A 12,809-nucleotide genomic window follows, 5' to 3' on the forward strand; every position below is an offset into this window, starting at 1 on the left:
CACTGCCGGATTTTCGGGTATTCGAAAATGAAAGTTATCAAAACAATTCTAGGACATCTTGGGTTGCTGGTGGAACTCTATTCGTTCAAGCGGGCTTACGGACGGATTGCCCGGTCGGAGGTATCGGCAGCCTCAGAGTGAATAGGTACTTTTAAATTAAAAGTAATTCGATAACTATATTATAAAAAAATCTTTAAGTATTGAAATCATATACCTATGGTGAATATTGAAATACTGCATAGAAAATTGCTTCGTGAATATCATGTTATGGAGAAGATATGAAGAGATACTTCAATAAAAGCCGTCGGTCATTTATAACCTCAATGGCTGCAGTTATAAGTGCTGCCATCTTTAATTCATGCTCAAAACAGGAAAAGAAAATGAAAGGCAAAAAATCAAATCCTCCGAAACCATCGGCTACTGTTTTTCGTGCAGTGAATGGTAATCCTGTACAAAATATGGGAAAAATACTTTCTATGATGGGAGGAATTGAAAATATTGTCGGTCACGATGATATTGTTGTTATTAAACCAAATCTCCAGTGGTGGAATCAGGGTGCACCCAATATTGCAGCAGTCCATTGTTTTGTCACTCAAATATTCAATCGGCCGGGAGGATTTAGCGGCGAAGTTGTTATTGCAGAAAACAGTCACATGGGTAAAGCCCCCTGGGAGCACGCGGGGTGGAACCGCAGGTTTGAGCGCAACAGTGGTCTTGAAGGAGTCTTCAATTATAACGAGCTGGCGAAGCTGCTCAGAAAAGACTATGGCGATGCATTTTCGGCATGTTACTTAATCAATGTTAAAACCGGAGCAAAACGTGTTTATTCCCCCTCTGAGGGGCCGGGGTATGTTTATTGTGACGGCACCGGGGGTGTTCCGCTCCTTAAAATCGACAACGGCCTGGATGGAGATCAAAAAAGAGAAACAATAATGACCTATCCGGTTATGAAAACAGATCGGGAAACGACAATTGACTTTAAAAACGGCATTTGGGAAAAGGATGCATATTCAGAGCGTCCGCTTCGTTTTTTCAACTTTGCCGCGCTCAATCATCACAGTTTCTACTGTGGTGTTACTTCGGCGGTAAAAAACTATCTTGGAATTGTAGATTTAAGTGGTGGACCAAATACGTTCGATGATGGTAAAATAATTGATAATTATTATAACTTTCACACTTTTCCTTTTGATTACTGGGATAAAGGCCCTGTTCCCGGAGTAATGGGTTCTGCGATCGGCTATTTTATGAAAACTGTCAGGAAAGCTGATATGAATTTTATTACCGCTCAGTGGTCTGGCCTTGCTTCAAGAGTTGAGCCACCAGTCTCAAAAACAAAAATTATAATGGCAAGTAAAGATCCCGTTGCTTTGGATTATCATGCATCAAAGTACGTGCTTCATCCTAATTCAAATGCAAAGGTACACGATCCTGACAACACCAGTCTTCCCCTTTATAATTATCTCGCAAAATGTGCAGAACAAACGGGATATATAATAGACGAAAAAGTCACCGCTGTTAAGTCATTTGATTTTTTAAAGGATGCTTTGCAGGATATTAATAATCTAGAAGTAAAAGGTGACAAAATATGGGGCAACCATTTAAAATCTATTGCTGAACATGTTTTACTTCACTTTATAACTTCGCGATAGATTTAAGACAAATGTATCCAGGAATAAACACAATTTCAAAAAGCTATATTTTCAGACTATTCGGCACTAGAGGCACAGCGCTTCTATTAAAAAGCAGCATTTTTTCAATCAATCATTATTATTTAATGAAAGGTAATCTGAAATTTATTCCATATCTGAAAATTCAGAATAGGCTTAAAGGCAATTTCCGTAAAGTAACAAAAGAGGACATTTTTTCATTAAAAAACCGTTTAGAAACACTATCATTTTACGACAAACGAGAGCTATTGTCCAGAATCCTTTTCTATAATAGTGGATTCACAAACTGTTACGGTTTTTTTGCCGACAACAAAATCGCTTATATCCAATGGCTCATTTATCCATCTGAGAATTATATAATAGAAAAAGACTATGCAACGAAATTTTATCCTTTATCACCTAAACAGGTAATGATAGAAAACGCCTTCACTTTTCCGGAATATAGAGGATATGGTCTCTACCGAACATTAACGCATAAACTTTGCAAGCAGGTGTACAAAGAGGGTTATACCACTGGATTATGCTACACAAGAAAAGATAAAACCACACCCCTGAATGAATTTTATCTCCTGGGTTTTAAAATTGATAAGCTTCTGACCGAATATAAATTTCTTTTCCGTACTTGGCGCAATTTGGATTAGTTCAGCTAAAATCATCTATAAAGGTACGTAATTAATATGGTAATCGATCATATCGGCATAGCAGTTTCATCGATCCACAAGGGTATCGACCATTGGGAAAAGACCTTCGGTTACCGGCAGGCAACCGACATTATCGAAAACACCCGTCAGAAAGTACTGGTAACATTTTTAGAAAAGCCCGAATCAACAACTGTAAAGCTAATCCAACCCACCGAAGAATCCTCTCCGGTCTATCGTTTCGCCAAAAAGGGCGGTGGTCTCCATCATCTCTGTTTCAAAGGCAACGACATCGACACCGACGTGTCCAGGTTCAAGGAGCTGGGTCTGCGGGTCCTGACCGATCCCCAACCCGGCGAAGCCTTCGATAACGAAAAAATCGCCTTCATCTACGCTGGCCAGGGTCTCAATATCGAGCTGATCGATACCGAAAAAAAAGCAGGCCGGAAAGAGGCAAAACCCTGAACCGATGCACTGAAATCTACAGCCATTCCGCCCCAACGACCCCTGAAAAGCCGATATATCGCAATAATCGCAAACTATTCTTCTTCCTCTCGACACTTCCCGATTTTCACCGGGACAGCCATGCGCTCACTCTTCCCCCTCGTCGAGTCGTCGTGTCGCCGTGTCGTCGCATCGTTTCCCCCTCCCCGTGCCTTTCCGCGGTAACCGTGGGCATTTTTGTATTGATAAATATCAACAAATACTGTATATTAACACTATACCGATTAATACATTTTGCAAAGGAAAGCTGTTCCAATGAAAAAGTTCTATGCCCTGGCATCCGTGATTACCGCATCCGTGCTTTTATTTCATTGTTCCGATATCACCGAAGAACGTCCGGCCACGGCAATCGATATCGGCGGTCCTCAGATGTTAGTCTGTACCGATGATACCCTGAATCTCTGTTGGGATGCTCCTGATCAGACCGACAGCTCCAATACCATCGAATCGTACGAATTATGTTACCGGGAGCACGACACCGGCTCTACCTGGACTGTTATTGATACGAATATTTCGGCGGGCAGTACGACCTGCTTTACTGTTTCCCACGCCGATCTTGGTAATGGGGTCTTCGATTTCGCCGTCCGCTCCGTTGCCGTTAACGGCACAAAATCCGATTACCACACCTCAATCGAAAACACCGCAATCCCTTCCTCCGGCTGGTTCGTTCGGTGGGATAAGTAGTACCTGTTCAAATTTGACTTTCGTCAATTTTGAACGGAGTAGAGGAATAGTGGATTGATGGAGTTATGCTTTTCGGTGTTTTCCATGGGGATTCTCACCCACTTTCCACATCTCTTCATTCCTCATAAGCTCGTGCGCTCATTCTGCCCCTTCTGCCCCTCCTGCGTTCCTGCGTTCGTGCGCTCGTAAATTTGTGCGCTCGTGCGCTCGTGCGCTCACCTTCCTTTTAGGGCACGTAGGTAATTCTCCGGTTAACCACCTCCTGATTTTCCTTATCGATCTTCATTTCCATACGCACAATATAGGCACCCGCGCTCAGGGCGTGGGGAATGGTTATTCGCTGCATTTTTCCCGGGGTGGAGTATGCCGTATGACGCCACAGGCATTTCCCATTCATGTTATACAGGGCTATTGCGGTATTATTCTCATACCTTTCCGGCAGCGCCCAGGTTATTTCCAGGAGAGAGCCTGCCCGAGGTTTCATCATGCATTGCAAAACAGGTTCCGTGACCGGTTTTCGCATACGAGCGATAGTTTTTTCTTCCGGACAAGCCTCATCGATGTCGATTCCGAAATATCCATTATGCTTTGCAAACATGTCAAGGTCGATCCCCAGATAGGATGATGCCAGTTCTTTATAGCGGCCGTCAACCTCCACTCGTGCAAGTCTAAACGGCTTTTGGTTTTGGGTGATGATACGCAGGGCATCTTTTCCAATCAGCCATCGATCGGGATTTGCTTTTTGGTTCCGGTTGAAAAAACTTCCGGTGAGCAGGTTGTTTTTACTACAGGAAAACTGTAATCTGAGAGAATCATTGAATGCAACGGTATAATACTGCCAGGGTATATACTCGAGCGCAGAATCGAGCAGAGGAAAGGGGAAATATACCAGGGTGGTATCATTATCTCCCCGGGCCTCGATCTCCCTTATCCAACGGCAGTTTCGATAATCCCTGGATGCATTGACAATTTCTGCAGGCAATGTATCTTCGATAAAAACAGTAATCGCGCTGGAGCCGCTTGTCACATACCCGAGCCATTCGGAAATACCCTCGCAACTAAAGGACCCCTTTAGTTGCGAGTCCGACGGTTTTTTTTCTTCTGTTGTAAAACTCCCTTTTGCTCTATGGCCTTTATTGATGGAATCACCGGCCAACCGGGTCCAGGCAAAGAGGCAGATACTTTCATTCAGGACCACCTGTGCGTGCAGGTGAAAATGAAAAGTGGTGATGAAAAGTATTGCCGCACATACGCATTTTCCGGATATTTTCGAAGATTTCATAGGCGCCACCTTGATGAGGGTGAGGTATCAATAGTTTAGCTATGGCTTTGCCTGGCAATCGGTAGAGACAGGGTGTTATGTATATGCTCACTACTCCTGCGGAACAAAGGTTAATCGCTTAATTTTCATTTCGCACCTCTTCCGCTGCTACCGGGTAATGTGCCCTCCCTTGCCTGCTCTTCCGAGCAACGGCACGTATCTTAACCGCTTTAATTAATAATATAGTATTTGTTGGTGGTATTGCAAGTTTCACCTGAATATCCGCTGTCGCTCTCCAGGGCCCGGACAGGAGGAGGACGATTGAGGAGTGGTTCTTATTTTTCTTAGTCATGCCGGCTCTGACGAGTCTGGAGATCCCGGTTTTCTGGGCTCCGATTTCCGGATCAACTATCCTCAACGATTATCTTCTTCTCCCTCCCCGTTTCCGTGTGTTCCGCGGCCTAAAAAATTCTAATTCCGTAATTGATTTATCACAAACGCAAGCCCCTTAAATCTTCTATATAACCCCGCCCAAATCTTTCTCTACAGCAGCACAATCACCTGGCACACTATTTGTGATAATAAACCAATAAGATCGTTTATTATTGATAAATGGTTTTTGACGTGCAACGTTCGACTTGCAGCCAATAACGTTCAACCCATACGCTTCACCACTATGAACACAATCAGCAGAATTTACCGCTCCATAAACGGGTCGCCGGTACAGAACATGGGTCGTGTGCTCACGTTGATGGGCGGGATAGAGTCTGTAATTGGTCCTGAGGACATCGTTATTGTCAAACCGAATCTCCGGTGGTGGAACCAGGGCGCGCCCAACATTGCGGCGATCAACTTTTTTATCGAGCGCATATTCAGCCGTCCGGGCGGATTTTCCGGTGAAGTCATTCTTGCGGAAAACAGTCACCGGGGTGCTTTACCCTGGAATGAGGGCGGTTGGAGTACTCCCTTCCTTCGCAACAGCGATCTTAAGGGTGTAACAAACTATACGGAACTGGCCCAACGCCTCAAAAGCCGCCACGGCAACCGGTTTTCGGTCTGTCATTTAATCGATGTCAAGGATGGGGGCACACGGGTCTATTCGCCCTCGGAAGGTCCCGGGTATGTTTACTGTGACGGCACCGGTGGGGTCCCCCTTCTTGAAATCGATAATGGTCTCGATGCCGATTTCATGGTAGATTTCCCGGAATGTTATCCGGTCAAACGGGAGACCATTATGTCCTATCCGATCATGCAAACCGACCGTGGTACCCTTGTCGATTTTAAAAACGGCACCTGGGACAAAGGCGCCTATTCCGACCGTCCGGTCCGGTTGATCAATTTTTCAGCACTCAATCACCACAGTTTCTACGGCGGCATGAGCGGATCGGTGCGAAACTACCTGGGGATCGCGGATTTAAGTGGTGGCCCGGATCCATTCATGGACGGGCGGCTGGTTGCTCATTATTATAATTTCCATACTTTCCCCTATAATTGCTGGGATGACGGTTCTGTTCCGGGGCTTATCGGCTATGCTATCGGGTATTTCATGAATAAAATCCGTAAAGCGGACCTGAATATTATGACGGCCCACTGGTGCGGTCTGGCTTCCCGGATCCACCCTCCGGCCGCAAATACAAAAACGATTATGGCAAGTGAGGACCCTGTTGCCTTAGATTATCATGCCGCCAAATACGTGCTTTTTCCCAACTCAAACGCGCCCATGCACGATCCCGACAATCTCCGCCTTCCCCTGGGCCAGTACCTTTTTCGCTGCGCCGAGCAGACCGGCTATGCCTTTGATGAAGAATTCGTTGCGCTGAAATCGTATGACTATCGAAAAAAAGGCATGCAGGACCCCGGTGACCTCCCGGTGCGGGCCCCCCGAATCTGGGGCACCGATTTCGAAACCATCCTGCGCCATCTGGCGCTTTACTTTTTGAGTCCGAAGTAAAGTGGGCAGGGGCTAAAAGCCTAATCTACCATCCTCATCCATTATCGTCTCTTTTCCTCCCCCACCACTACTCATCGGCGAAATCCGTGTTTTTTTCATGAAACCCCTCTTATCAGGTAATTTGCCAAAAAGAAAGCAAACAATGTACCACCAATTCCCCCTTCATCATTGTACCCACCAATGGCATATATTTTGCACTGCTAGTCAATGTATCATTACGTCCCCGCTCTGAGCGGGATCGAGTTTCGAATTTTCCCTTATAAGGGAGGTTTTTATGTCTCTTTATCCAGGAATCCATACCTTACCAAAAGCCTATATCGCCGGGCAGCTCGGTGTGCGCGGGATGGCGGCTATGTTTAAAGAATACATTTTCTCGGTCAATTATTATTACATGATGAAAGCTAATTTAAAATTTCTTCCCGATATAAAATATCATAATCATCTCAATGGTGAATTCCGCAGGGTAAAGGGAGAGGATATCGACAGCTTAAAACAAAGGGTTTCCGCCCTCCCGCTCAGGGACAGACGGGACATTCTCTCACGGATCCTTTTTTACGGAAATGGTTTCACCAATTGCCATGGTTTTTTTGTGGAGAACAAACTGGCCTATATGCAGTGGCTTATCTATCCCTCCGAAAACCACCTGATAGAAAGCCACTATCCAACCCGGTTCTACCCCCTTTCCCCACACCAGGTTATGATCGAAAATGCCTTTACCTTTCCGGAATACAGGGGATATGGTCTCTACCGCTATTTCACCTGGCATTTGCTTAAAAAGGCCCGTAATGAAGGCTATCGTTGCGGAATATGTTATACCAAAACCGAAAGGATTATACCAATTAACGAATTCTATATGCTGGGCTTTAAAATAGACAAAATTTTATCCGAATACAGGGTCCTGTTTCGAACGAATAGAAATCTCAAGGAGAGGTGATTCGTGGGTAACAGTAAATTTATGCGCTGAAGCGATGCGTCGAGTGTATCGAAACGCTCAGGGCACACTCATTCAAACCGGAAATTCGAAACTCGAGATTCGAAAGGCTGCTCGTTGCATGGATTCACGCAATCGGCATTGGAATCTGTTATCTTCTTATGCCGTTCCTCTCATTTGTCGTCATCCTTGGCGGTAGCTTTTGTCTCTTTTTATTACCCTCATCCAGAATAGTGTATATTAGAAAAACATACATCCCCTATTCACCACGGAAGGTTGTTTGTATGACGCAATTACCATCCCTCGCAGCGTTTCTTGAGTCCCATGCGGAATCGGAGGCACCCAATCCTGCGGTTGTTTTCAATGGGCAACGGATCGGCTATGGAGACCTGAACCAAAAAGCGAATTTGGTTGCCCGTTTTCTTATGGGGAACCATATTGCCGTGGGTGACCGGGTAATTCTGCTCTCCGACAACAGCATCAATTTTATTATCGCCTACTATGGTATCATCAAATCGGGCGGGGTTGCCATACCGCTCAACACCGGGTTCGGTGCTCAGAAAATTACAGGGATCATAAAAGAGACCGGGGCAAAGGCGCTCATTGTCTCATCCCGGTATGAACGGCTGATTCAGGAAACATATCTCCTTGGCACTCCGCTTCCCTGTACGGTAATCGAGCGCCCGGCGCTTTCATGGGGTACAAAAAAGGGAGCGGTATGGGAATGGGACGATATACTCGGGGAGAGTAATTCGTCAAATCCATTGCTCGAACTCGACCGTAACGATCTGTGCAATATTATTTACACCTCCGGTTCCACCGGGATACCCAAGGGGGTGATGCTGACCCATCGGAATCTTACGGCCAACACCCATTCTATTTGTAAATACCTTCGACTCACCCCCCAGGACATTCAGATGGCCGTCCTTCCCTTTTACTATGTCATGGGCCTGTCGCTTCTCAACACGCACATCGCCTGCGGCGGAACTGTCGTTATCAACAACCAGTTTGCGTTCCCCGCCGCGGTGCTCAACCAGATGATTGCCGAAAACGTTACCGGCTTTTCAGGTGTTCCGGCCACCTACGCCTATCTGCTCCACCGCTCGCCCCTGCTCAAGTACCGTGAGAAGCTGACATCGCTTCGCTACTGCTCCCAGGCCGGCGGCCACATGTCCTCCCAGATAAAAAAACAGCTCCGGGATACCCTTCCGACCCACACCGATATTGTTATCATGTACGGCGCGACCGAAGCCTCGGCCCGGCTCACCTACCTCGATCCGAAATATTATACCGAAAAGATTGATTCTATCGGCAAAGCGATCCCCGGGGTTACCCTGTGCGTTTTAGACAAAGAGGGCAAACAACTTCCTCCCGGCGCCGAAGGCGAGCTGGTGGCTACCGGCCATAATATCATGAAAGGATATTTCAATGATGCCGATGGTACCCGGGAAGTTCTGGACCACAACGGCTACCATACCGGCGATGTGGGGTATATGGACAAAGATGGATTTTTCTATATTACCGGACGAAAAGACAACCTTCTGAAAGTAGGCGGCCACCGGATAAATCCTCAGGAGATCGAAGATGTTCTTATGTCCACCGGGCTTCTTGTTGAAGTTGCGGTGCTGGGTGTTCCCGACAAACTCATGGTCCATAAACTCCGGGCAATCGGAGTGGCTATCGATACAACCACCACCGAAAAGGATATCCTGGCCAAAGCATCACAAAGCCTCCCCCGGTATAAAATCCCCGAATCGGTCAAGCTTGTGCGAATGCTTCCCAAAAAAGGAAGCGGCAAGGTCGACCGGGAGGCGTGCTTGAGGATGGTGGGGTGATTTGTGAAGGGACGACGCGACGACACGACGACATGAAGACATAACGACATGAAGATATGAAGACACGACGATAGGATAACGATCCCGAGCTTCGTAAAGAACTTATCGGGGTGAGACATACCTTTTCGACCACCTCTTAAACCGAAAGAGTCTTCTTACCTCCAGATGAAGCTTCCTTATTTTCGGCACTCCTTTTTTGTAATCATCACCCATTCTTTTTCTTTTTTGGGAATAACTGTTTGCATATTCTGGAAAGGGAAAAACAGAGTATTCCTCTTCTATCAAAAGAGCAAATACCGGGGGACCATCAGTTGGTAATTATGACAAAAGGATAAACGTCCCCCTCACCTGTTTTTGAAATCAAACGCCACAACCTTCGGATTTGCGCTCATTAATGGCCTTTTCCATTCTTTTATCACGCCCCGGGTTGGCACATTTATTGCAAACTATAATCGCAGGTAAACGACCGGAGTGGGCGAAGAGGGCCGGCCCAACGAACAGGCCGGTTAAACCATAAATGCACCCATTCTTCTTTAGGTGTAGCGCGAATTCCACGTTTTAGATAGTGCCATTTTCAAACACAACCGCATAAAGATTCAGAGCCGTGCCAAAGGCATGAAAAAGCATTGTGCGCCCTGTTTCCGTGCGACTTATCAAGGTGGTGTTACTATGACAACAATTTATCGTACCAACACACCAAAAACACCGGCAATTGTATGCGGCAATCACATAATGGGACTGGGCATAATCCGCTCCCTGGGACAGCATAAGGTGCCGGTTACGGCGGTGACCTATGAAACCAGTGATATGGCATATCTGTCAAAATATGTAAACAATTGCCTGATCGCCCCGAGCCCTTTACACAACGAACGAAAGTTTATAGCGTATCTTTCTACCCTTCCCGCTCGATACAAGGGGGGAGTACTTTTTGCTTCGGACGATGCAACGTTATCGGCGGTGGCGCGGAACAAACGCACCCTGAACAAACAATATCGACTAGCCTGCGCCGACTGGAACATTGCCCGGAAATTTATTGACAAAAAATACACCTACGAGCTTGCGCATTCACTGGGCATCCCCGCGCCTAAAAGTAAGACCGCCCGGTCTATCGAGCATATCGAGTCTTTTATCGATGATTTCACTTTCCCCTGTCTTGTCAAGCCCTGCCAGAGCCATCTTTTTGTCGACAAATTCAAGACAAAAATGAATCTGGTTCATGCAAGAGATGCTCTCTTTGCCGAATTCCGCAAGGCACAGGAATCTTCACTTGAAGTAATGATACAGGAATATATCCCGGGCACCGACACCGGCGGGGTCAATTACAACAGCTTTATCTGGCAGCAGAAATGTATCGCCGAATTTACCGCCGAAAAAGTCCGCCTGTCACCCCCGGGGTTCGGCGTGCCCTGCGTTGTCCGGCACAAGCCGATCGATGAAATCAAGGGGCCGGGCCGGAAAATTCTCAAGGCACTCAGGTTCAACGGCTACTCATGCACCGAATTCAAGAAAGACCCCCGTGACGGCGTGTACAAACTGATGGAAGTTAATGGGAGACATAACCGGTCGGGACTTTTAGCCCTGGCATGCGGAATAAATTTTCCCCTGATGGAATATGAATTCTACACACAAAACCGTTCTTCGGCCAATACCACGGTGTTGCATGATGGTCTCTACTGGGTTGATGAATTCAAGGATATGGCCACCTGGCTGAAAAGCGTGTGTTTAATGAAATACCCTCTGGGAGAATTTATCAGGCCCTATATAAACCGAAACGTTTTTGCCGTCTTTGACAGGCAGGACATTAAACCTTTCGTGAAACGGACAGGCGATTGTTTTTCAATTTTAAAGAGCGGTAAGAATTAAGCCTATGAAGAAGGGCAGCAAAAAAAAAGAGGTAGCCGATTTTTTCTCATCGGCAACAGCCTACTGGGATTCGATATACACCCAAAATTCGGGTGATGTCGACATATTCGATCATATAACGGTCACCGGAAGACAGCACTATCTGCTCCGGTTTCTTCTGGACCATAAGGTAAAGGGGATCGCACTGGATATCGGCTGCGGTGCCGGTGTTCTGATGAAGCAGCTCGAGAAGCAGCAGGTGCAAACCGTGGGCCTGGATATTTCTCCTGCCATGGCGCGAAAAACAAAAGAGGTCATGAGCGATGTCCCGGGGTTCCTCGGTGTTGTGCAGGGTGATATCGAACATCTGCCATTCAAACCCCGGGCATTCGCCGCGGTCACCAGTATCGGCGTATTGCAGTACCTCAAAGACGATAAGGAGGCTATTGCAGAGATGTGCCGGGTTACCGCCACCGAGGGCGTGGTTGTCTGCTCCACCCCGAACCTTCTGCGGCTGAACAACTTTTTCGATCCCTATTATTACACCCGACGGGGGATGGATTACTGCCGGTATGTCGTAAATAAAAAAATACTGAAAAAACAGGATCTTTTTTCGGCCTCCGAATATCACGACAACCGGAATTTCGGCAACAGAAGATACCTTCGGGGCCAGCTTGACAAACACTTTTTGGAGCATCGGTTCAAAAAGACCAACATGGCCGGTGTGGGTTACGGACCCTTTACGTTGTGGAAAAACAAGGTATTGCCCGACTCGATCAATGTCATGCTCAACGACCGTATGCACCGTTTTTCGCAGAAAGCCTTTGGGAAATGGATGGGGTTTCTTGCCACCCGATGGGTATCGTGTTACAAAAATGAAAATTAATACAACCATACCAACACCGAAACCAAACAAGGTCGGCATCGGCATCATGCTCTGCCTGTTCCTGTTTTTCGTATTCTTTATTCATCCGTTCCTTGCTGCCGATAACCCGGTCGATTCTTCGGTGCTGGGTATCGAAGGATGGATATCACTTTCAACCGCCGCCGAAGCCGCCACTATTGCCGAAAGGGATTCCTACCGGACAATTATAATCACCGGGCCGGAATGTTCTGGCGTGGGCAGGAAAATCAGCTGCAATGCAACCATTGTGTCGATTCTGTACGATCACGATATGTCCGGTAAATCGATTATCACCGGCGCAACCCGAGAGAGCCATTCCTCTCGGACCGCTTCCTATGCCTATGCGCTGAAAGATATCATGGCCAATCATACTCCCCCGCTTAATTCGGTCAATATTTTTACCGAAGGGGTCCATGCTGAAAAGAGCTATGTTACCTATAAAAACATTCTGGGACCGAAAATTACCGTCGGAGTCATTTCCGGCACCCCCGGCGAATACAACCCCCAATTCTGGTGGGTGTCGGTGAAAGGTTGGAAATGGGTTCTCTTCGATCTTTTCAAATACATTCGAGCGTTGATAGTGGGATATTAA

The 12,809-nt window shown here is 46.6% G+C and carries 11 protein-coding genes; 10 read left to right on the forward strand and 1 reads right to left on the reverse strand.

The window, feature by feature from the left end:
• Nucleotides 1-278 precede the first annotated feature (278 nt).
• The 4 genes from GF401_19220 (at nt 279) to GF401_19235 (ending at nt 3,493) form a co-directional block, all read left to right on the forward strand.
• Nucleotides 279-1,649 (forward strand): DUF362 domain-containing protein, encoded by a 1,371-nt coding sequence (locus GF401_19220; protein MBD3347190.1) that lies wholly within the window; start codon nt 279-281, stop codon nt 1,647-1,649.
• An 11-nt stretch (nt 1,650-1,660) separates the two neighbouring features.
• Complete coding sequence (locus GF401_19225; protein MBD3347191.1) at nt 1,661-2,308, forward strand: hypothetical protein; 648 nt, start codon at nt 1,661-1,663, stop codon at nt 2,306-2,308.
• A 36-nt stretch (nt 2,309-2,344) separates the two neighbouring features.
• Complete coding sequence (locus tag GF401_19230) at nt 2,345-2,770, forward strand: hypothetical protein (GenBank protein MBD3347192.1); 426 nt, start codon at nt 2,345-2,347, stop codon at nt 2,768-2,770.
• A 294-nt stretch (nt 2,771-3,064) separates the two neighbouring features.
• Nucleotides 3,065-3,493 (forward strand): hypothetical protein, encoded by a 429-nt coding sequence (locus GF401_19235; protein ID MBD3347193.1) that lies wholly within the window; start codon nt 3,065-3,067, stop codon nt 3,491-3,493.
• A gap of 226 nt (nt 3,494-3,719) precedes the next feature.
• On the opposite strand, the gene GF401_19240 is transcribed toward GF401_19235, so the two are convergent.
• The gene (locus GF401_19240) at nt 3,720-4,775 is read right to left on the reverse strand and encodes a hypothetical protein (GenBank protein MBD3347194.1); all 1,056 of its coding nucleotides are present in this window, start codon (nt 4,773-4,775) and stop codon (nt 3,720-3,722) included.
• Nucleotides 4,776-5,430: 655 nt separating this feature from the next.
• Between GF401_19240 and GF401_19245 the strand changes: the two genes are divergently transcribed.
• The 6 genes from GF401_19245 (at nt 5,431) to GF401_19270 (ending at nt 12,809) form a co-directional block, all read left to right on the forward strand.
• Nucleotides 5,431-6,705, forward strand: coding sequence for a DUF362 domain-containing protein (locus GF401_19245; GenBank protein ID MBD3347195.1), 1,275 nt, complete (start codon nt 5,431-5,433; stop codon nt 6,703-6,705).
• 274 nt (nt 6,706-6,979) lie between these two features.
• Nucleotides 6,980-7,639 carry a hypothetical protein gene (locus GF401_19250; protein MBD3347196.1) on the forward strand — a complete coding sequence of 220 codons (660 nt, stop codon included), beginning with the start codon at nt 6,980-6,982 and terminating at the stop codon, nt 7,637-7,639.
• A 158-nt stretch (nt 7,640-7,797) separates the two neighbouring features.
• Entirely contained in the window at nt 7,798-9,471 is a 1,674-nt protein-coding gene (locus tag GF401_19255; GenBank protein ID MBD3347197.1) for an AMP-binding protein, read from the forward strand.
• A gap of 669 nt (nt 9,472-10,140) precedes the next feature.
• Entirely contained in the window at nt 10,141-11,334 is a 1,194-nt protein-coding gene (locus GF401_19260) for a hypothetical protein (GenBank protein MBD3347198.1), read from the forward strand.
• 4 nt (nt 11,335-11,338) lie between these two features.
• Nucleotides 11,339-12,199 carry a methyltransferase domain-containing protein gene (locus GF401_19265; protein ID MBD3347199.1) on the forward strand — a complete coding sequence of 287 codons (861 nt, stop codon included), beginning with the start codon at nt 11,339-11,341 and terminating at the stop codon, nt 12,197-12,199.
• Nucleotides 12,189-12,809 (forward strand): hypothetical protein, encoded by a 621-nt coding sequence (locus GF401_19270; protein MBD3347200.1) that lies wholly within the window; start codon nt 12,189-12,191, stop codon nt 12,807-12,809. The genes GF401_19265 and GF401_19270 overlap by 11 nt, the downstream gene beginning before the upstream one ends.

The sequence above is a fragment of the Chitinivibrionales bacterium genome (genome assembly GCA_014728215.1).
In the GTDB taxonomy this organism is placed as follows: Bacteria; Fibrobacterota; Chitinivibrionia; order Chitinivibrionales; family WJKA01; genus WJKA01.

Bases quoted from the DNA above. Each gene is read 5' to 3' on its own strand.
- GF401_19220 (MBD3347190.1), top strand. From the start codon at position 279: ATGAAGAGATACTTCAATAAAAGCCGTCGGTCATTTATAACCTCAATG.
- GF401_19235 (MBD3347193.1), top strand. From the start codon at position 3,065: ATGAAAAAGTTCTATGCCCTGGCATCCGTGATTACCGCATCCGTGCTT.
- GF401_19260 (MBD3347198.1), top strand. From the start codon at position 10,141: ATGACAACAATTTATCGTACCAACACACCAAAAACACCGGCAATTGTA.
- GF401_19245 (MBD3347195.1), top strand. From the start codon at position 5,431: ATGAACACAATCAGCAGAATTTACCGCTCCATAAACGGGTCGCCGGTA.
- GF401_19265 (MBD3347199.1), top strand. From the start codon at position 11,339: ATGAAGAAGGGCAGCAAAAAAAAAGAGGTAGCCGATTTTTTCTCATCG.
- GF401_19225 (MBD3347191.1), top strand. From the start codon at position 1,661: ATGTATCCAGGAATAAACACAATTTCAAAAAGCTATATTTTCAGACTA.
- GF401_19230 (MBD3347192.1), top strand. From the start codon at position 2,345: ATGGTAATCGATCATATCGGCATAGCAGTTTCATCGATCCACAAGGGT.
- GF401_19255 (MBD3347197.1), top strand. From the start codon at position 7,798: ATGCCGTTCCTCTCATTTGTCGTCATCCTTGGCGGTAGCTTTTGTCTC.
- GF401_19270 (MBD3347200.1), top strand. From the start codon at position 12,189: ATGAAAATTAATACAACCATACCAACACCGAAACCAAACAAGGTCGGC.
- GF401_19240 (MBD3347194.1), bottom strand. From the start codon at position 4,775: ATGAAATCTTCGAAAATATCCGGAAAATGCGTATGTGCGGCAATACTT.
- GF401_19250 (MBD3347196.1), top strand. From the start codon at position 6,980: ATGTCTCTTTATCCAGGAATCCATACCTTACCAAAAGCCTATATCGCC.